This is a genomic window from Tepidiforma sp., from assembly GCF_034433535.1.
Taxonomy (GTDB): Bacteria; Chloroflexota; Dehalococcoidia; order Tepidiformales; family Tepidiformaceae; genus Tepidiforma.
This window is the reverse complement of sequence record NZ_DAOUAO010000227.1, coordinates 1-15559: the sequence shown is the minus strand read 5'-3', so window position 1 is coordinate 15559 and position 15559 is coordinate 1. Positions and strand designations below refer to the sequence as shown.

31 protein-coding genes and 1 pseudogene are annotated in these 15559 nt (G+C 67.0%); all 32 read left to right on the top strand.

Annotation, left to right across the window (positions count from 1 at the left end):
* A pseudogene (gene tuf, locus VAE46_RS12175) lies at positions 1-139 on the top strand (elongation factor Tu); the annotation flags it as partial.
* A 26-nt stretch (positions 140-165) separates the two neighbouring features.
* Positions 166-474 (top strand): 30S ribosomal protein S10, encoded by a 309-nt coding sequence (gene rpsJ, locus VAE46_RS12170; protein WP_322797207.1) that lies wholly within the window; start codon positions 166-168, stop codon positions 472-474.
* 5 nt (positions 475-479) lie between these two features.
* Positions 480-1115, top strand: coding sequence for a 50S ribosomal protein L3 (gene rplC, locus VAE46_RS12165; protein ID WP_322797206.1), 636 nt, complete (start codon positions 480-482; stop codon positions 1113-1115).
* Positions 1112-1777 carry a 50S ribosomal protein L4 gene (rplD, locus tag VAE46_RS12160; protein ID WP_322797205.1) on the top strand — a complete coding sequence of 222 codons (666 nt, stop codon included), beginning with the start codon at positions 1112-1114 and terminating at the stop codon, positions 1775-1777. Before rplC ends, rplD begins: the two co-directional genes overlap by 4 nt.
* Entirely contained in the window at positions 1777-2073 is a 297-nt protein-coding gene (rplW, locus tag VAE46_RS12155; protein ID WP_322797204.1) for a 50S ribosomal protein L23, read from the top strand. Before rplD ends, rplW begins: the two co-directional genes overlap by 1 nt.
* Before the next feature lie 3 nt (positions 2074-2076).
* Positions 2077-2904 carry a 50S ribosomal protein L2 gene (gene rplB, locus VAE46_RS12150; protein WP_322797203.1) on the top strand — a complete coding sequence of 276 codons (828 nt, stop codon included), beginning with the start codon at positions 2077-2079 and terminating at the stop codon, positions 2902-2904.
* A gap of 14 nt (positions 2905-2918) precedes the next feature.
* On the top strand, positions 2919-3206 hold the full coding sequence (rpsS, locus tag VAE46_RS12145) for a 30S ribosomal protein S19 (RefSeq protein ID WP_322797202.1): 288 nt from the start codon (positions 2919-2921) through the stop codon (positions 3204-3206).
* A 2-nt stretch (positions 3207-3208) separates the two neighbouring features.
* Positions 3209-3547, top strand: a complete 339-nt coding sequence (gene rplV, locus VAE46_RS12140) for a 50S ribosomal protein L22 (protein ID WP_322797201.1) — start codon at positions 3209-3211, stop codon at positions 3545-3547.
* A gap of 3 nt (positions 3548-3550) precedes the next feature.
* Positions 3551-4321 (top strand): 30S ribosomal protein S3, encoded by a 771-nt coding sequence (gene rpsC, locus VAE46_RS12135; protein ID WP_416223968.1) that lies wholly within the window; start codon positions 3551-3553, stop codon positions 4319-4321.
* On the top strand, positions 4321-4740 hold the full coding sequence (rplP, locus tag VAE46_RS12130) for a 50S ribosomal protein L16 (RefSeq protein WP_322797200.1): 420 nt from the start codon (positions 4321-4323) through the stop codon (positions 4738-4740). Before rpsC ends, rplP begins: the two co-directional genes overlap by 1 nt.
* Positions 4741-4956, top strand: coding sequence for a 50S ribosomal protein L29 (gene rpmC / locus VAE46_RS12125; RefSeq protein ID WP_322797199.1), 216 nt, complete (start codon positions 4741-4743; stop codon positions 4954-4956).
* A 4-nt stretch (positions 4957-4960) separates the two neighbouring features.
* The gene (rpsQ, locus tag VAE46_RS12120) at positions 4961-5290 is read left to right on the top strand and encodes a 30S ribosomal protein S17 (RefSeq protein ID WP_416223967.1); all 330 of its coding nucleotides are present in this window, start codon (positions 4961-4963) and stop codon (positions 5288-5290) included.
* Positions 5287-5658 carry a 50S ribosomal protein L14 gene (rplN, locus tag VAE46_RS12115; protein ID WP_322797198.1) on the top strand — a complete coding sequence of 124 codons (372 nt, stop codon included), beginning with the start codon at positions 5287-5289 and terminating at the stop codon, positions 5656-5658. Before rpsQ ends, rplN begins: the two co-directional genes overlap by 4 nt.
* Complete coding sequence (gene rplX, locus VAE46_RS12110) at positions 5658-5975, top strand: 50S ribosomal protein L24 (RefSeq protein WP_322797197.1); 318 nt, start codon at positions 5658-5660, stop codon at positions 5973-5975. Before rplN ends, rplX begins: the two co-directional genes overlap by 1 nt.
* Positions 5975-6520, top strand: coding sequence for a 50S ribosomal protein L5 (gene rplE, locus VAE46_RS12105; RefSeq protein WP_322797196.1), 546 nt, complete (start codon positions 5975-5977; stop codon positions 6518-6520). The genes rplX and rplE overlap by 1 nt, the downstream gene beginning before the upstream one ends.
* A gap of 10 nt (positions 6521-6530) precedes the next feature.
* A complete protein-coding gene (rpsN, locus tag VAE46_RS12100) occupies positions 6531-6836 on the top strand; it encodes a 30S ribosomal protein S14 (protein ID WP_416223966.1) in 306 nt (101 codons plus the stop codon).
* A 32-nt stretch (positions 6837-6868) separates the two neighbouring features.
* Positions 6869-7273 carry a 30S ribosomal protein S8 gene (gene rpsH, locus VAE46_RS12095; protein ID WP_322797194.1) on the top strand — a complete coding sequence of 135 codons (405 nt, stop codon included), beginning with the start codon at positions 6869-6871 and terminating at the stop codon, positions 7271-7273.
* A 12-nt stretch (positions 7274-7285) separates the two neighbouring features.
* The gene (gene rplF / locus VAE46_RS12090; protein ID WP_322797193.1) at positions 7286-7834 is read left to right on the top strand and encodes a 50S ribosomal protein L6; all 549 of its coding nucleotides are present in this window, start codon (positions 7286-7288) and stop codon (positions 7832-7834) included.
* Positions 7831-8196, top strand: coding sequence for a 50S ribosomal protein L18 (gene rplR / locus VAE46_RS12085; protein WP_322797192.1), 366 nt, complete (start codon positions 7831-7833; stop codon positions 8194-8196). Before rplF ends, rplR begins: the two co-directional genes overlap by 4 nt.
* The gene (gene rpsE, locus VAE46_RS12080; RefSeq protein WP_322797191.1) at positions 8197-8712 is read left to right on the top strand and encodes a 30S ribosomal protein S5; all 516 of its coding nucleotides are present in this window, start codon (positions 8197-8199) and stop codon (positions 8710-8712) included. It abuts the gene before it with no gap.
* Positions 8713-8901, top strand: a complete 189-nt coding sequence (gene rpmD / locus VAE46_RS12075; protein WP_322797190.1) for a 50S ribosomal protein L30 — start codon at positions 8713-8715, stop codon at positions 8899-8901.
* Positions 8901-9383, top strand: coding sequence for a 50S ribosomal protein L15 (gene rplO, locus VAE46_RS12070; RefSeq protein ID WP_322797189.1), 483 nt, complete (start codon positions 8901-8903; stop codon positions 9381-9383). The genes rpmD and rplO overlap by 1 nt, the downstream gene beginning before the upstream one ends.
* Positions 9380-10711, top strand: coding sequence for a preprotein translocase subunit SecY (gene secY / locus VAE46_RS12065; protein ID WP_322797188.1), 1332 nt, complete (start codon positions 9380-9382; stop codon positions 10709-10711). The genes rplO and secY overlap by 4 nt, the downstream gene beginning before the upstream one ends.
* A 1-nt stretch (position 10712) precedes the next feature.
* Positions 10713-11351: an adenylate kinase gene (locus VAE46_RS12060; RefSeq protein ID WP_322797187.1), complete on the top strand. Its 639-nt coding sequence runs from the start codon at positions 10713-10715 to the stop codon at positions 11349-11351.
* A 4-nt stretch (positions 11352-11355) separates the two neighbouring features.
* Positions 11356-12126: a type I methionyl aminopeptidase gene (gene map / locus VAE46_RS12055; protein WP_322797186.1), complete on the top strand. Its 771-nt coding sequence runs from the start codon at positions 11356-11358 to the stop codon at positions 12124-12126.
* Positions 12127-12153: 27 nt separating this feature from the next.
* Positions 12154-12372 carry a translation initiation factor IF-1 gene (gene infA / locus VAE46_RS12050; RefSeq protein WP_098504661.1) on the top strand — a complete coding sequence of 73 codons (219 nt, stop codon included), beginning with the start codon at positions 12154-12156 and terminating at the stop codon, positions 12370-12372.
* Between the two features lie 26 nt (positions 12373-12398).
* On the top strand, positions 12399-12512 hold the full coding sequence (rpmJ, locus tag VAE46_RS12045) for a 50S ribosomal protein L36 (RefSeq protein ID WP_158067480.1): 114 nt from the start codon (positions 12399-12401) through the stop codon (positions 12510-12512).
* Between the two features lie 6 nt (positions 12513-12518).
* Entirely contained in the window at positions 12519-12899 is a 381-nt protein-coding gene (gene rpsM / locus VAE46_RS12040) for a 30S ribosomal protein S13 (protein ID WP_322797185.1), read from the top strand.
* A 12-nt stretch (positions 12900-12911) separates the two neighbouring features.
* Positions 12912-13319, top strand: coding sequence for a 30S ribosomal protein S11 (gene rpsK / locus VAE46_RS12035; RefSeq protein WP_322797184.1), 408 nt, complete (start codon positions 12912-12914; stop codon positions 13317-13319).
* A gap of 14 nt (positions 13320-13333) precedes the next feature.
* A complete protein-coding gene (rpsD, locus tag VAE46_RS12030) occupies positions 13334-13963 on the top strand; it encodes a 30S ribosomal protein S4 (RefSeq protein WP_322797183.1) in 630 nt (209 codons plus the stop codon).
* A 26-nt stretch (positions 13964-13989) separates the two neighbouring features.
* Positions 13990-15183: a DNA-directed RNA polymerase subunit alpha gene (locus VAE46_RS12025; protein WP_322797182.1), complete on the top strand. Its 1194-nt coding sequence runs from the start codon at positions 13990-13992 to the stop codon at positions 15181-15183.
* A gap of 4 nt (positions 15184-15187) precedes the next feature.
* A partial coding sequence (gene rplQ / locus VAE46_RS12020) for a 50S ribosomal protein L17 (protein WP_322797181.1) occupies positions 15188-15559 on the top strand: 372 nt, incomplete at its 3' end.

Here is a 15559-nt window from a genome sequence, read left to right as displayed (position 1 = left end):
AATGGTCATGCCTGGCGACAACATCACCATGACCGTCGAACTCATCCAGCCCGTCGCCATCGAAGACGGCCTCCGCTTCGCCATCCGCGAAGGCGGCCGCACCGTCGGCGCCGGCGTCGTCACCAAAATCCTCGCCTAGCAGCACGCACCGAGGGGACCGGCACCATGGCACGACAACAAATCCGCATCAAGCTCAAAGCCTACGACCACCGCCTGCTCGACCAGTCCGCACGGCAGATCGTCGAGGCAGCCGAGCGGACTGGCGCCGCTGTTGCTGGTCCCGTCCCGCTGCCTACTGTCATCGAAAAATTCACCGTCATCCGCGGGCCCCACATCCACAAGGACGCGCGCGAGCAGTTCGAAATCCGCACCCACAAGCGGCTGATCGACATCATCGAGCCCACCTCCAAGACCGTTGACACCCTCATGCGGCTCCAGCTCCCCAGCGGAGTCGACATCGAGATCAAGCTGTAACCGCCATGACCATCGAAGGAATCCTCGGCCGAAAGCTCGGCACAACCCAGGTCTTCGACGAAAAAGGCAGGCTGCGCGGCGTCACCGCCGTGGAGGTGGGGCCCTGCTTCGTCACGCTCATCCGCACACCCGAGAAGGACGGCTATACCGCCATCCAGGTGGGTTATCAGGAGGACCCGCGCCTCAATCGTCCCGAAACCGGGCACCTGCGGGCCGCTGGCAATCTGAAACTGCGCCACCTGGCAGAATTCCGTACCGACGGCACCACCACCTACGCCCTCGGCGACCGCCTCGGCGCGGAGCTGTTCGAGCCCGGCACCCTCGTCGATGTCACCGCTACATCGAAGGGCCGTGGCTACCAGGGTGGTGTCCGCCGCCACAACTTCCGCGGTGGTCCCCGCACCCACGGCCAGTCCGACCGCCACCGCGCACCCGGCTCGATCGGCTCCGGCACCACCCCCGGCCGCGTGCTCAAGGGCACCCGCATGGCCGGCCACATGGGCGCCGAGCGGGTCACCATCCGCAACCTCGAGGTCGTCACCCGCAACGACGAGCGCGGTGTCATCTTCGTCGCGGGCTCGGTGCCCGGTCCGAAGGGTGGCCTCGTTCGCATCCGCAAAGCAAGGAAGGTATCGAAATGAAGCTCCCCGTCTTCGATACCGCCGGCAATCGCATCCGCGAGATCGACGCCGCCGACGAGGTGTTCGGCATCGAACCCAACGGCGCAGTCCTCCACCAGGCCTACGTCGCCCAGATGGCCAACCGCCGGGCCGGTCTCGCGAACACCAAGCGCCGCGGAGAAGTCGCCGGCTCCACCATCAAAATTCGGCGCCAGAAGGGCCTCGGCCGTTCCCGGCAGGGCTCCGTCCGCGCCCCGCACCACGTCGGCGGCGGCTCGGCACACGGGCCGAAGCCCCACAGCTTCGCGCTGCGCCTGCCGCGCACCATGAAGCGGCTCGCGCTGCGCTCGGCGCTGAGCAACCACGCCCGTGCCGGCAACATCCTCGTGGTCGACGGCCTCGCCGCGCCCGACGGCAAGACGCGCACCGTCCAGGCCATCCTCGACGCCCTCGGGGTCGAACGGCGCGCCGTCATCGTTTCGGGCGAACATAACCCCGATCTGGCCCGTGCCGCCCGCAACATCGAACACGTGACCACCCTCCCCGCCCAGAACCTGAACGTCGTCGACCTCCTCAATGCGCACCGCGTCGTGATGAGCGAAGACGCCGTGCGCAAGTGCGAGGCGCTCTGGGGAGGCGCCAACATCAAGCCGCAGCGCGGCCGCGCCGTGGAGGTCAGCTGATGCCGAACGAACTCCACCCCTACGCCGTCCTCATCCGCCCCATCATCACCGAAAAGTCGACCCTGCTCACCGCGCAGGATAAGTATGTCTTCGAGGTCGACCCCCGGGCCAACAAGACGCAAATCAAGGAGGCCGTTCAGCTCGCCTTCAACGTGCGCGTCGCCGAGGTCAACACCTTCAACGTCAAGGGCAAGCCGCGCCGCTTTGGCCGTCGGGTCGTGCATCGCCCGTCATGGAAGAAGGCCATCGTCACGCTCGTCCCGGGCGACAAGATTGAACTGTTCGAGGGGGTCTAGGCCATGCCGATCAAGCAGTACAAGCCCACGTCCCCCGGCCGGCGCAACGCCAGCGGCGCAACCTTCGAGGAGATCACCCGCTCGCGCCCGGAGAAGTCCCTCGTCGTGTCCCTGCGGAGCAAGTCCGCCGGGCGCAACAACCAGGGCCGCATCACCGTCCGGCACCGCGGCGGCGGCAACCGCCGCCTCTACCGCATCATCGACTGGAAGCGCGATAAGGCCGGCATCCCCGCAAAGGTCGTCTCCATCGAATACGACCCGAACCGCACGGCCCGCATCGCCCTTCTCCAGTATGCCGACGGCGAGAAGCGCTACATCCTCGCGCCCAACGGCCTCACGGTCGGCGCCACCCTGCTGAGCGGCCCCGACGCTGAGGTCCGCGTCGGCAACGCGCTCCCGCTGGCCAACATGCCGACCGGCACCCAGGTCCACAACATCGAGCTCACGCCCGGCAAGGGCGGCCAGCTCGTGCGCAGCGCCGGCGCTGCCGCCCAGCTGATGGCCAAGGAAGGCGAGTACGCCCTCATCCGCCTGCCCAGCGGCGAAATGCGCCGCGTTCGCATCGAATGCATGGCCACCGTCGGGCAGGTCGGCAACCTCGAACACTCGCTGATCAAGCTCGGCAAGGCCGGGCGCAGCCGCCATCGCGGCCGCCGGCCCGAAGTTCGCGGTGCCGTGATGAACCCGCGCGACCATCCGCATGGCGGCGGCGAGGGCCGCGCCCCGGTCGGTATGCCCGGGCCCAAGACGCCCTGGGGCAAGCCCACCCTCGGCTACCGCACCCGCAACAACAAGCGCACCGATAAGTACATCGTGCGGCGCAGGTCGTAGGACAGGAGCAGCGTATGTCCCGTTCCACCAAAAAAGGCCCATTCGTCCATCCCTCCCTCGAAAAGAAGGTGATGGCGATGCGGAACGCCCAGAACCGCACGGTCATCAAGACCTGGTCGCGGGCCTCGACCATCCTCCCGGAGATGATTGGGCTCACCATCGCCGTCCACGACGGTCGGCGGCACGTGCCCGTCTTCATCACCGAGAACATGGTCGGCCACAAGCTCGGCGAGTTCGCCATCACCCGCACCTTCCGCGGCCACGTCGCCAAGAGCGATAAGCAGAGCAAGGTGAGGCGGTAGCCATGGAAGTCCGAGCCGTTACCCGCGGCATGCCCGCATCACCGCGCAAGGTGCGCCTCATCCTCGAGCGCCTGCCCGGCCTCAGCGTCGACCAGGCCCTCGCGCTGCTCCGCTACGTCCCGTCGCCGCACGCCCGGACCATCTCCAAGACGGTCCTCTCCGCTGCTGCCAACGCCGAGAACAACTTCAACCTCGATGTGGACGACCTCTACATCAAGCGCGCCTACGCCGATGAAGGCCGCACGCTCAAGCGCTTCCGGCCCCGGTCCCGCGGCCGGGTGAGCCCCATTCTCAAGCGCTCCAGCCACATCACCATCATCCTCGACCAGAGGGAGGCCTAGCCCATGGGCCAGAAAGTCCACCCCCACGGCTTCCGCCTCGGCATCCTCTACGACTGGGAATCGAAGTGGTTCGCCGATCGCGACTACACCCAGAAGCTCCACCAGGACCTGGCCCTGCGCCAGTTCGTCCTCGATGAGCTCCGCGATGCGGCCATCTCCCGCATCGAAATCGACCGCAACGCGAACCTCACCACGATCACCATCCACACCGCCAAGCCCGGCATCGTCATCGGCCGCGGCGGCGCCAAGGTCGAGGAGCTGCGCGGCGCGCTCGAGCGCTTCACCGGCGGCCGGGTGCGGGTCAACATCCAGGAGATCCGCGTCCCCGAACTCGATGCCTACCTCGTCGCCCGGTCCGTGGCCGACCAGCTCGAGCGCCGCGTCGCCTTCCGCCGGGCCATCAAGCAGGCCGTGCAGCGGACCATGCAGCGCGGCGCGCGTGGCTGCCGCATCACCATCTCCGGCCGTCTCGGCGGCGCCGAGATGTCCCGCCGCGAAACCGAGACCCAGGGCCGCGTCCCGCGCCACACCCTCCGCGCTGATATCGACTACGGCCTCGCCGAAGCCCACACCACCTTCGGCCGCATCGGCGTGAAGGTCTGGATCTACAAGGGCGATGTCCTGCCGCAGCGCGCCGAGCGCGTGGCCGAAGAGCCTGCGCCCGAGCCCGTCGCCGCTGCCGTGCGCCCCGCCGAATCCGAGGGCCCCGCACATACCGCCATCTCCATGGAGCAGCAGGCCGCGGCCCGCGAGTCCCACGAGGGAGGCAACTGATGCTGCAGCCACGTCGTGTGAAGCATCGCAAGCAGCACCGCGGCCGCATGGACGGCTCGGCCCAGGCCGGCAACTACATCGCCTTCGGCGAATGGGGCCTCCAGGCCCAGGGTGCTGCCTGGATCGACTCCCGCCAGATCGAGGCCGCCCGCCGCGCAATGACCAACGAAATGAAGCGCGGCGGCAAGGTCTGGATCCGCATCTTCCCCGACAAGCCGGTGACCGCAAAGCCCGCCGAGACCCGCATGGGCTCCGGCAAGGGCGCCCCCGATCGCTGGGTCGCGGTGGTCAAGCCCAACCGCATCATGTTCGAGGTCGCCGGCGTCCCCGAGCACGTCGCCCGCGAAGCGCTCCGCCGCGCCTCGCACAAGCTGCCCATCCCCACCAAGATCGTCCAGCGCGAAGAGGCGGTGATCTAAATGGCCAAAAAAGCCCACGAATACCGTCAGCTCGACGATGCCCGGCTCGACCACGAGATTAATGAGGCCTACCGGGCCCTCTTCACCCTTCGCTTCCAGCACGCCAGCCGGCAGCTGCAAAACTACCGCGCCCTCCGCGAAGCCCGGCGCACCATCGCCCGGCTCCGCACCATCAAACGCGAACGCCAGCTCCAGGCGCTCGCAGAGCAGGAGTAGGCCCATGGGTACTCAGCGCGTCCTCCAGGGCACCGTCGTATCCAACAAGATGCAGAAGACGGTCGTCGTCGCCGTCGAACGGAAGAAGACGCATCGTCTCTACCACAAGGTCATGACCGTCACCGGCCGCTACAAGGCCCACGATGAGAACAACGAGTGCCGCCTCGGTGATGTCGTCCGCATCCAGGAATGCCGGCCGATGTCGAAAGAGAAGCGCTGGCGCGTCATCGAAATCGTCGCCCGCGGCGATGTCGCTGAAGTCGCGCCCGAGACCATCGGCCGCGACATCGAGCTCACCGCCCAGGTAGCACCCAAGTCGGAGGTCCAGGCGTGATCCAGCAGGAAACCCGCCTCAAAGTCGCCGATAACTCCGGGGCCCGCTCCCTCCTCTGCATCCGCGTGCTTGGCGGGAGCAAGCGCCGCTACGCCCGTCCCGGCGATGTCATCGTCGCCTCCGTCAAGGTCGCCCAGCCCAACTCCAACATCAAAAAGGGCGACGTCGTGAAGGCGGTCGTCGTCCGCGTGGCCAAGGAGTACGGCCGCCCCGATGGCTCGTACATCAAGTTCGATGAGAATGCCGCCGTCCTCCTCGCCAACGACGGCGAAAACCCCCGCGGCACCCGCATCTTCGGGCCCGTCGCCCGCGAGCTGCGCGACCGCAACTTCATGAAGATCGTCTCCCTCGCCCCGGAGGTGCTGTGATGCCCGCCAAGATCAAGCGAGGCGATAAGGTCGTCGTCATCGCCGGGAAGGACCGCGGCAAGCGCGGCACCGTGCGCCAGGTGATCACCAAGCACAACCGGGTGATCGTCGAAGGCGTCAACATCATCAAGAAGCACCAGCGCGCCCGCCAGCAGGGTCAGGCCTCGCAGATCATCGAGCGCGAAGCACCGATCCACATCAGCAACGTCATGCTCATCGACCCCAACACCGACCAGCCCACCCGTGTCACCTTCCGCCGCCGCGAAGATGGCACCCTGGTCCGCGTTGGCAAACGCAGCGGAGAGGACATCGAATAATGCCGCCCCGCCTCAAAGAGAAGTACCAGTCCCAGGTCGTGCCCGCTCTCCGCGAGCAGTTCGGCTACAAGAACGTGATGCAGGTGCCGCGCATCACCAAGATCTCCGTCAACGTCGGTCTCGGTGAAGCCCTGCAGGATGCCAACGCGCTCGACCGCACCGCCGAACAGATCATGGCGATCACCGGCCAGAAGCCGGTCATCACCCGAGCCAAGCGCTCGATCGCGAACTTCCGCCTGCGCGAAGGCAACCCCATCGGCGTTGCGGCCACCCTCCGCGGCGACCGCATGTACGAGTTCCTCGATCGGCTGATCGCGGCGGCGCTCCCCCGCATCCGCGATTTCCAGGGCCTCAACCCGAACGCCTTCGACGGCCGTGGCAACTACAGCCTCGGCATCCGCGAACAGCTCATCTTCCCCGAGGTCGACTACGACCGCGTCGATAAGGTCCGCGGCCTGCAGGTCACCATCGTCACCACCGCAAAAACCGATGAAGAAGGACGGCGCCTCCTCGAACTCCTCGGCATGCCGTTCCGCAGGAACTAGGAGCACACCCATGGCATCCAAAGGCATCGTCAACCGCGACCAGCGCCGCCGCGAACTCAACCAGAAGTACGCCGCAAAGCGCGCCGCCCTCAAGGCCGAGCTGAAGAAGGCTTGGGGCGACCCGAAGCGCGTCGCCGAGATCTACGACGAACTCCGCAAGCTGCCGCTCAACAGCAGCCCGACCCGCATCCACAACCGCTGCCTCGTGACCGGCCGCCCCAAGGCCTACATCCGCAAATTCGGACTCTCGCGCATCACCATGCGTGAATATGCCCATCGGGGTCTCCTCCCCGGAGTCACCAAGTCCAGCTGGTAAGTGCGCAAGCAAACGCCAGAGGGAAGGAACACATGAACGTTAGTGACCCCATCGCCGATATGCTCACGCGGATCCGCAACGCCAACGCGGCGCGGCACGAGACGGTGAACATCCCGGCCTCCAAGATGAAGATCGCCATCGCGAAGGTCCTCAAGGAAGAGGGCTTCATCCGCGACTACCAGGTCATCACCGAAGAGGGCAAGCCCCAGCCCAACCTTCGCGTGGAACTCAACTACGGCAGCCGCAAGCAACCCGTCCTGAACGGGCTCCAGCGCGTCTCCCGCCCGGGCCTCCGCGTCTACGTGCAGCGCCGCGAAATCCCGCGCGTGTACGGCGGCCTGGGCATCGCCATCCTTTCGACGCCCAAGGGCGTCATGTCCGGGCAGGAAGCCCGTCGCCAAGAAGTGGGCGGCGAGCTGCTCTGCTACGTCTGGTAAGGGGATCACGCCATGTCACGAATCGGACGCCAGCCCATCCCCGTCCCACCCAACGTCACCATCACCATCGAGGAAGGCAACCGCGTGGCCGTCAAAGGGCCGCGCGGCGAGCTCGCCCGGCAATTCCCCGGCGCGGTGCGCTTCAACCGCGAGGATGGCGTCATCACCGTCACCCGCGAGAGCGATGACGGCGAGCACCGCGCCCTCCACGGCCTCTCCCGCACGCTGCTGGCGAACATGGTGACCGGCGTCACCGCCGGCTTCACTAAGGTGCTCGAAGTCCAGGGTGTCGGCTACCGCGCGCAGATGCAGGGCAGCGCCCTCCAGCTCAGCCTCGGCTTCTCGCACCCCGTCATCGTCAATCCCCCCGAGGGCATCAAGTTCAGCGTCGAAGGCCCCCGCATCACCGTCGAGGGCATCGACAAGGAACAGGTCGGCCAGGTCGCAGCCAACATCCGCAAGCTCCGGCCCCCGGAGCCCTATAAGGGCAAGGGCATCCGCTACCTCGGCGAACGCGTCCGCCGCAAGGCCGGAAAGTCCGGGAAGGTAGGCAAGAAATGAGCACCACCACCAGCGTCGAAGCGCGCAAGCGCCGCCACCTCCGCGTTCGCAAGAAGATCAGCGGCACGCCCGAGCGTCCGCGGCTCAACGTCTTCCGCAGCGCCCAGCACATCTATGCCCAGGTCATCGACGACACTACCGGGCATACGCTCGCTGCCGCCAGCGACCTCGAGCCCACGATCGCCGCGCAGGCAGCCGGCAAGACCAAGACCGAGCGCGCCGCCCTCGTCGGTGCCGCCATCGCCGAACGCGCCCGCGCCCGCGGCATCGAACGCGTCGTCTTCGACCGCGGGGGCTTCCTCTATCACGGCCGCGTCCGCGCCCTCGCAGAGGCAGCGCGCGAAGCAGGATTGGGGTTCTAAATGGCAGACAATCGCCCCGAGCGGTACGAACAGTCCGCTCCCGAAGAGCTCTCCGAAAAGGTCATCTACATCAACCGCGTGGCCAAGGTGGTGAAAGGCGGCCGCCGGTTCTCGTTCTCGGCCCTCGTCGTGGTCGGCGACGGCCATGGCTCGGTCGGCGTCGGCCTCGGCAAGGCGAACGAAGTCCCCGAGGCCATCCGCAAGGGCGCCAGCCAGGCGCGCCGCTCGATGGTCAAGATCCCGATGAAAGGCGGCACCATCAGCCATCCCGTCTGGACCCGCTTCAAGGCCGCGAAGGTGATGCTCAAGCCCGCCAGCCACGGTACCGGCGTCATCGCGGGCGGCGCGGTTCGCTCGATCATGGAAGCCGCCGGCGTTACCGACGTCCTCGCCAAGACCTTCGGCTCCCGCAACCCCATCAACGTCGCTCAGGCCACCATCAAGGGCCTCGCCACCCTCCAGGACACCGACGGCGCCCGCGAACGGCGCCTCGCCATCGCCCGCGGAGAACAGTAAATGGCACGCCTCACCATCACCTGGCGCAAGAGCGCCATCGGCTACCGCCGGGACCAGAAGGACACCATCCGCAAGCTCGGCCTGCGCCGGCTCAACCACACCGTTGAGATCGAAGACACCCCCGCCCATCGCGGCATGATCGCGAAGGTCGCCCACCTCATCGACGTCAAGGAAGAAGGAGGCGCCTGATGTTCGGCCCCCACAACCTCCAGCCGCCGCGCGGCGCCACCCACGCAAAGAAGCGCGTCGGCCGCGGCAACTCCAGCGGTCATGGCACCTACGCCGGCCGGGGCCTCAAGGGCCAACGCTCGCGCTCCGGCAAGAAGCTCGCCTACGACGCGTTCGAAGGCGGGCAGTTCCCCACCTCCCGCAAGTTCCACGTCCTCCGTGGCTTCAACAACAAGTGGCGCGTGCCCTTCCAACCCGTCAACCTCGGCGCCCTCCAGCGCTTCGACGACGACACGACTGTCACCCCCGAGCTGCTGGAGTCCGTCGGCATCCTCAAGCACCTCCGCGAGCCCGTGAAGATCCTCAGCGAGGGTGAATTCACCCGGAAGCTCACCGTCACCGCGCACGGCTTCAGCGCCGCTGCGAAGGCACGCATCGAGGCCGTCGGCGGGACCGCCGTGGTCATCGGCGCCGACCAGTCCGAAAGCGGAGCCACCGCATGACCGTGCAGGCCGCCCAGCGCCCGCGCCTCCTCCAGGCCATGGTCGACGCCTTCCGCCAGGAAGACGTCCGGCGAAAGCTGCTCTTCACGCTCGCCATGCTGGTCGTCTTCCGCTTCGTCGCCCATGTCCCCCTCCCCAACGTCGACCGCGACGCGCTGGCGGCCGCCTTCGAAGGCAACGCCCTCCTCGACTTCCTCAGCATCTTCTCCGGCGGCGCCCTCCAGAACCTGAGCGTGGCCGCCCTCGGCGTCTACCCCTACATCACCGCCTCGATCATCATGCAGATCCTGCAGCCCCTCGTTCCCCGGCTGCGGGCGCTCGCTGAAGAAGGCGAGCAGGGCCGGCGCCGCATCCAGGTGATTACCCACTGGGTGGCCGTGCCCCTCGCCATGGTCCAGGGCTACGGCCAGATCCTCTTCATCAATGCCCAGGGCGCCGATGTCGTTCGCGACTTCGGCTTCCAGAACGACGTCCTCGGCACCTTCGCCACCCTCTTCACCCTCGCCGCCGGCACGATGTTCCTCGTCTGGCTCGGCGAACTGATCACCGAGAACGGCATCGGCAACGGCGTCTCCCTCATCATTTTCGGCGGCATCGTCGCGACCCTGCCCTCCCTCATCCCCAGCATCACCACCACCTCCATCCTCACCGTCCTCGGCTTCGCAATCGGCGCGCTCGCCCTCATCTACCTGGTCGTCTTCTTCCAGGAAGCCCAGCGCCGGGTCCCCGTCCAGTACGCCCGGTCAGCCTTCCGCGGCGGGCGCATGTACCGCCAGCAGGGCCAGAGCCACATCCCCCTGCGCGTCAACATGGCTGGCATGATCCCCCTCATCTTCGCCTTCTCCATCATGATCCTGCCCGCCACCATCGCCTCCTACTTCATCAACTCCGGCGGCTGGGTCGAATCCGTAGCCCGCTTCTTCGTCGACCAGTTCCAGGGCGGGCGAGGCGGCGGCGGCACCGGCTGGTACTGGCTCATCCTCTTCATCCTCGTGGTCATCTTCACCTTCTTCTACACGATGGTGCAGTACCAGCAGCAGCAGATCGCCAAGAACCTCCAGCGGCAGGGCGCCTTCATCCCCGGCATCCGGCCGGGCCCGCCCACCGAGGCCTACCTCATGCGCGTTGTCACCCGCATCACCTGGGCCGGCGCCTTCTTCCTCGGCTTCGTGGCCATCATCCCCTTCTTCGTCGGCCTCTTCACCGATGTCCGCGCCCTCACCATCTCCTCCACCGGCTTCCTCATCGTCGTCGCCGTCGTGCTCGACACGATGAAGCAACTCGAAGCACAACTGCTCATGCGCAACTACGAGGGGTTCATTCGCTAACGTGTACATCGTCCTGCTTGGTCCACCCGGCGCCGGCAAAGGCACCCAGGCGCAGCGCATCGCCGCTGCGACCGGGCTGCTGCACATCTCCACCGGCGACATGTTCCGCGAGCACGTCAAGAACAACACCGAGCTCGGCCAGCTCGCCAACCAGTACATGTCCCGCGGCGAGCTCGTCCCCGATGAGGTCACCATCAAGATGCTGCTCGAGCGCATCAGCCGCGACGACGCGAAGGCCGGCGCCATGTTCGATGGCTTCCCCCGCAACGTCGCCCAGGCCCGCGCGCTCGACGAGGCCCTCGCCGCCCGCGGCGCCCGGGTCGATCGCGCCCTCCTGATTTCCGTCCCCGACGAAGAACTCGTCGCTCGCCTCAGCGGACGCTGGATCTGCCGCAATTGCGGCCGCCTCTACCACGAGCGCAACGACCCGCCGGCCGCCCCCGGCCGCTGCGACGCCTGCGGCGGCGAGCTCTACCAGCGTGACGACGACCGCCCGGAAGTCGTCCGCTCCCGCCTCGAAAAGCAGAAGCCGCCCGCCGACCTCATCGAGCACTACCGCTCGGCCGGCGTCCTGCGCGAAATCAACGGCCTCCAGTCCCTCGAGGCCGTCACCCACGACCTCCTGGAGGCCATCAAGTAGCCGCATGGCGATCAAGCTCAAGTCCGAGGAAGAGATCCGGCTGATGCGCGAGGCGGGCCGCCTCGTCGGGCGCACCCTTGCCCAGATTCGGGAGATGGTGCGCCCCGGCCTCAACCTCCTCGACGTCGAAGCCTTCGTCCGCCAGGAATTCAAAAAGGCCGGCGCGAAGGAGACCTTCCTCAACTATCGCCCCTCGCCCCGCTACCCGCCGTACCCCTCCAACATCTGCATCTCGGTGAACGAGCAGCTCGTCCACGGCATCCCCACCAACCGCGAGCTCAAGGAAGGCGACATCGTCACCTTCGACCTGGGCGCCACGCTCAACGGCTACGTCGGCGACTCCGCCATCACCGTCGGAGTCGGCAAAATCAGCCCGCTCGCCGAAAAGCTGATTCGCGTGACCGAAGAGGCCCTCTGGGCCGGAATTCGCGCGGCCCGGGCCGGCAACTACCTCAACGACGTCCGCGGCGCAATCGAAGACGCGATCAAACCGCACGGATTTGGTATCGTGAAAGGGTATGGCGGCCACGGCGTCGGCCGCGATATGCACGAAGAACCGCACATCGAAAACTTCCGCCAGCGCTTCCGCGGGCCCCAGCTCCTGCCAGGGCTTGTCATCGCGCTCGAACCCATGGTCACCGCCGGGTCCCCCGAGGTCGTCGAGGGCCCCGACGGCTGGACCGTAAGCACGAAAGACGGTAGCTTATGCTGTCATTTCGAGCATACCATCGCCGTCCGCGCCGAGGGTGAGGCCGAAGTCCTCACCCTCCCCTGACGTCACCATCACACCACCCGAGGGGCTATGGCCAAAAAGGACGCAATCGAAGTCGAAGGAACCGTAGTCGAACCGCTGCCCAACGCCATGTTCAAGGTCGAACTCGCCAACGGCCACGAAGTCCTCGCCCACGTCAGCGGCAAGATCAGGATGAACTTCATCCGCATCCTTCCCGGCGATCGCGTCCTCGTCGAACTCTCACCCTACGACCTCACCCGGGGTCGCATCACCTACCGCTTCAAATAGCCCCGGCAGGGCCCGCCAGGAGAACCATGAAAGTACGAGCTTCCGTCAAACCACGCTGCGATAAATGCAAAGTGATCCGCCGGCACGGCCGCGTCATGGTCATCTGCGAAAACCCCAAGCACAAACAGCGGCAAGGATAACCCCACATGGCACGTATCGCTGGAGTCGATATCCCCAACGACAAGCGCCTCGAAGTCGCGCTCACCTACATCTATGGCATCGGCCCCACCCGTGCCAAAGAGGTCCTCGCCGCCACCGGCATCTCGCCCGATGCGCGCGCCCGCGACCTCACCGATGACCAGGTCCTGCGCATCCGCGATTTCATCGAAAAGAACTACATCGTCGAAGGGGACCTCCGCCGCGAAGTTCGCCAGAACATCGCCCGCCTCATCGAAATCAACTGCTACCGCGGCCAGCGCCACCGGCGCAACCTCCCCGTCCGCGGACAGCGCACCCGCACCAACGCCCGCCAGAAGCGCGGCGCACGCAAGACCGTCGCCGGCAAGAAGCGCGCAGGAAAGAAGTAACAGGAGCACCCCATGGCCGACCAGAAACGTGGCGCCGACAAGAATCGCCGCCTCAAGCGGCGCGAACGAAAGTCCATCCCGCGCGGCCGCGCGTACATCAAGAGCACCTTCAACAACACCCTCGTCACCCTTACCGATCCCAACGGCAACGTCATCGCCTGGGCATCGGCCGGTGGCTCCGGGTTCAAGGGCTCCCGCAAGGGCACGCCCTTCGCGGCCCAGGTTGCCAGCGAGAACGCCGCCCGCCGCGCCATGGAGCACGGGCTGCAGACCGTCGAGGTCTACGTCAAAGGCGCCGGCTCCGGCCGGGAAGCCGCCATCCGATCCCTCCAGGCCGCCGGCCTTACCGTGACCGCCATCCGCGACGTCACCCCCATCCCCCACAACGGCTGCCGCCCGCCCAAGCGGCGCCGCGTCTAGGAGCTCCACCACCTATGGCACGCTACACCGGCCCCGTCTGCCGCCTCTGCCGCCGCCACGGCGAAAAACTCTTCCTCAAGGGCGAACGCTGCTTCACGCCCAAGTGCGCCTTCGAACGCCGGCCCAACCCGCCGGGTCCCCGGCCCGCACGCCGCCGCAAGATCAGCGACCGCGGCCTCCAGCTGCGCGAAAAGCAGCGCGCCCGCGCCTCCTACGGCGTCCTCGAGAAGCAGTTCGTCAAGTACTACAAGGAAGCCATCCGGCGGCCCGGCGTTTCCGGCGAGAACCTTGTCCGCCTCCTCGAAACCCGCCTCGACAACATCGTCTACCGCCTCGGCTTCGCCGATTCGCGAGCCCAGGCCCGCCAGATCGTTCGCCACGGCCTGATCGCCGTCAACGGCCGCAAGGTCGATATCCCCTCCGCGCACCTGAAAGAGGGCGATACCGTCACCTTCACCCCGCGCGGCGTCCGCAGCGAGTACTACAAGATCCTGAACGAGACCATCAAGTCCAAGAACCCGCCGTCCTGGCTGAGCCTCGACCTCGCCACCATGACGGGCAAGGTCACCGCCCAGCCCGCGGTTATCCCCGGCGAAACCCATCTCTTCAACGAAAACGTCATCATCGAGTACTACTCGCGCTAACCGCGTAACGGTTGAGGCACCCCACCATGACCGACACACTCGACACCCTCGGCCGCGCCACCGAAACCGTCACGCCGCGGCTCACCGTCGAAGACGAGACCGCAACCTACGCGCGCATCATCGCCGAGCCCCTCGATGCCGGCTACGGCATCACCCTCGGCAACGCCCTGCGCCGCGTCCTGCTCTCCTCGCTCGAAGGTGCCGCGATCGTCTCCGTCCGCATCGACGGCGTCCAGCACGAGTTCTCCACCATCCCCGGCATGGCCGAGGACGTCACCGAATTCCTCCTCAATGTGAAGGAGATCCGGCTCAAGCCCGTTTCCGACCGCAACGGCACCCTCACGCTCGACGTGCAGGGGCCGGCCATCGTCACCGCCGGTGACATCCAGGTCCCAGCCGATTTCGAGCTGGTCAACCCCGACCTTTACCTCGCCCGGCTGGAGACGCCCGGCAGCCGCCTCAGCGTCGAATTCCACGCCGAAACCGGCAAGGGCTACGTCCCCGCCGGCAGCACGGAGGGCCTGCCCATCGGCGTCATCCCGGTCGACGCCATCTTCACCCCCATCCGCAAAGTCAACTACCGCGTCGAAAAGACCCGCGTCGGCCAGTCCACCAACTACGACCGCCTCATCCTCGAGATCTGGACCGACGGCACCATCAGCCCCATCGACGCCCTGGGCACCAGCGCCGATATCCTCATCGACCAGTTCCACCTCTTCCTGCAGTTCGCCCGGCCCGATGCCGTCGGCGCCTATCCCCCCGCCCTCGGCGCCCCCTCCGGCACCCTCGCCCTTGCGCCCGACCGTTACAACACCCCCATTGAGGACCTCCAGCTCTCCGTCCGCGCCTACAACTGCCTCAAGCGCAGCGGCCTCATGACGGTCGGCCAGGTCCTCGAAAAGACCGAAGACGAGCTGCTCGGGCTGCGCAACTTCGGGCGGAAGTCCTACGACGAGCTCCGCGAGCGCCTCGCCGAGCTGGGCTACATCGACCCCAGCCAGCCCGGCCTCGTCCCCGTGCCCGATGCCGGCGGCCGGCCCGGCGCCGCCCGCCCGCAGCGGCCCGCCCAGCGCCCGACCAGTGTCCGCACCAGCGCCGTCATCCTCGATGACGACGAAGAAGACGAAGAAAACCTGAGCGCCCTCGGCAAGGCCCTCAAAGAAGCGCTGCTCCGCGACGGCAGCGCCGAGGACCTCATCGGCGCCGACGACGAGGAGTAGCACCATGCGTCACCGCGTAGCCGGCCGCCACCTTGGCCGCGAAACCAGCCATCGCCTCAGCCTCTACCGTAACCTCGTGACCGACCTCCTCCGCTACGAGAAGATCACCACCACCGAGGCCAAGGCGAAGGAAATCCGCCCGATGGCGGAGAAAATCATCACCCTCGGCCGCCGCGGCGACCTCCACGCCCGCCGGCAGGCCCTCCGCTTCCTCTACGACCCGAAGGTCGTCAAGAAGGTCTTCGATGATATCGGCCCCCGCATGAAGGACCGGCCCGGCGGCTACCTGCGCATCACCGCGCTCGAACCCCGCCGCGGCGATGGCGCGCGCATGGCCACCATCGAACTGGTCGACATCGCCGGTCCCGTCATCCTC

Coding starts and splice junctions, on each gene's coding strand:
- rpsS (WP_322797202.1), top strand. CDS start 2,919: ATGTCCCGTTCCACCAAAAAAGGCCCATTCGTCCATCCCTCCCTCGAA.
- rpsD (WP_322797183.1), top strand. CDS start 13,334: ATGGCACGCTACACCGGCCCCGTCTGCCGCCTCTGCCGCCGCCACGGC.
- rpsJ (WP_322797207.1), top strand. CDS start 166: ATGGCACGACAACAAATCCGCATCAAGCTCAAAGCCTACGACCACCGC.
- rplX (WP_322797197.1), top strand. CDS start 5,658: ATGCCCGCCAAGATCAAGCGAGGCGATAAGGTCGTCGTCATCGCCGGG.
- rplW (WP_322797204.1), top strand. CDS start 1,777: ATGCCGAACGAACTCCACCCCTACGCCGTCCTCATCCGCCCCATCATC.
- infA (WP_098504661.1), top strand. CDS start 12,154: ATGGCCAAAAAGGACGCAATCGAAGTCGAAGGAACCGTAGTCGAACCG.
- rplC (WP_322797206.1), top strand. CDS start 480: ATGACCATCGAAGGAATCCTCGGCCGAAAGCTCGGCACAACCCAGGTC.
- rpsK (WP_322797184.1), top strand. CDS start 12,912: ATGGCCGACCAGAAACGTGGCGCCGACAAGAATCGCCGCCTCAAGCGG.
- rpsM (WP_322797185.1), top strand. CDS start 12,519: ATGGCACGTATCGCTGGAGTCGATATCCCCAACGACAAGCGCCTCGAA.
- rplF (WP_322797193.1), top strand. CDS start 7,286: ATGTCACGAATCGGACGCCAGCCCATCCCCGTCCCACCCAACGTCACC.
- rplR (WP_322797192.1), top strand. CDS start 7,831: ATGAGCACCACCACCAGCGTCGAAGCGCGCAAGCGCCGCCACCTCCGC.
- rplB (WP_322797203.1), top strand. CDS start 2,077: ATGCCGATCAAGCAGTACAAGCCCACGTCCCCCGGCCGGCGCAACGCC.
- map (WP_322797186.1), top strand. CDS start 11,356: ATGGCGATCAAGCTCAAGTCCGAGGAAGAGATCCGGCTGATGCGCGAG.
- rplP (WP_322797200.1), top strand. CDS start 4,321: ATGCTGCAGCCACGTCGTGTGAAGCATCGCAAGCAGCACCGCGGCCGC.
- rpmC (WP_322797199.1), top strand. CDS start 4,741: ATGGCCAAAAAAGCCCACGAATACCGTCAGCTCGACGATGCCCGGCTC.
- rpsQ (WP_416223967.1), top strand. CDS start 4,961: ATGGGTACTCAGCGCGTCCTCCAGGGCACCGTCGTATCCAACAAGATG.
- rpsH (WP_322797194.1), top strand. CDS start 6,869: ATGAACGTTAGTGACCCCATCGCCGATATGCTCACGCGGATCCGCAAC.
- rpsE (WP_322797191.1), top strand. CDS start 8,197: ATGGCAGACAATCGCCCCGAGCGGTACGAACAGTCCGCTCCCGAAGAG.
- rpmJ (WP_158067480.1), top strand. CDS start 12,399: ATGAAAGTACGAGCTTCCGTCAAACCACGCTGCGATAAATGCAAAGTG.
- rplV (WP_322797201.1), top strand. CDS start 3,209: ATGGAAGTCCGAGCCGTTACCCGCGGCATGCCCGCATCACCGCGCAAG.
- rpsN (WP_416223966.1), top strand. CDS start 6,531: ATGGCATCCAAAGGCATCGTCAACCGCGACCAGCGCCGCCGCGAACTC.
- rplO (WP_322797189.1), top strand. CDS start 8,901: ATGTTCGGCCCCCACAACCTCCAGCCGCCGCGCGGCGCCACCCACGCA.
- rpsC (WP_416223968.1), top strand. CDS start 3,551: ATGGGCCAGAAAGTCCACCCCCACGGCTTCCGCCTCGGCATCCTCTAC.
- rpmD (WP_322797190.1), top strand. CDS start 8,713: ATGGCACGCCTCACCATCACCTGGCGCAAGAGCGCCATCGGCTACCGC.
- rplE (WP_322797196.1), top strand. CDS start 5,975: ATGCCGCCCCGCCTCAAAGAGAAGTACCAGTCCCAGGTCGTGCCCGCT.
- VAE46_RS12025 (WP_322797182.1), top strand. CDS start 13,990: ATGACCGACACACTCGACACCCTCGGCCGCGCCACCGAAACCGTCACG.
- secY (WP_322797188.1), top strand. CDS start 9,380: ATGACCGTGCAGGCCGCCCAGCGCCCGCGCCTCCTCCAGGCCATGGTC.
- rplD (WP_322797205.1), top strand. CDS start 1,112: ATGAAGCTCCCCGTCTTCGATACCGCCGGCAATCGCATCCGCGAGATC.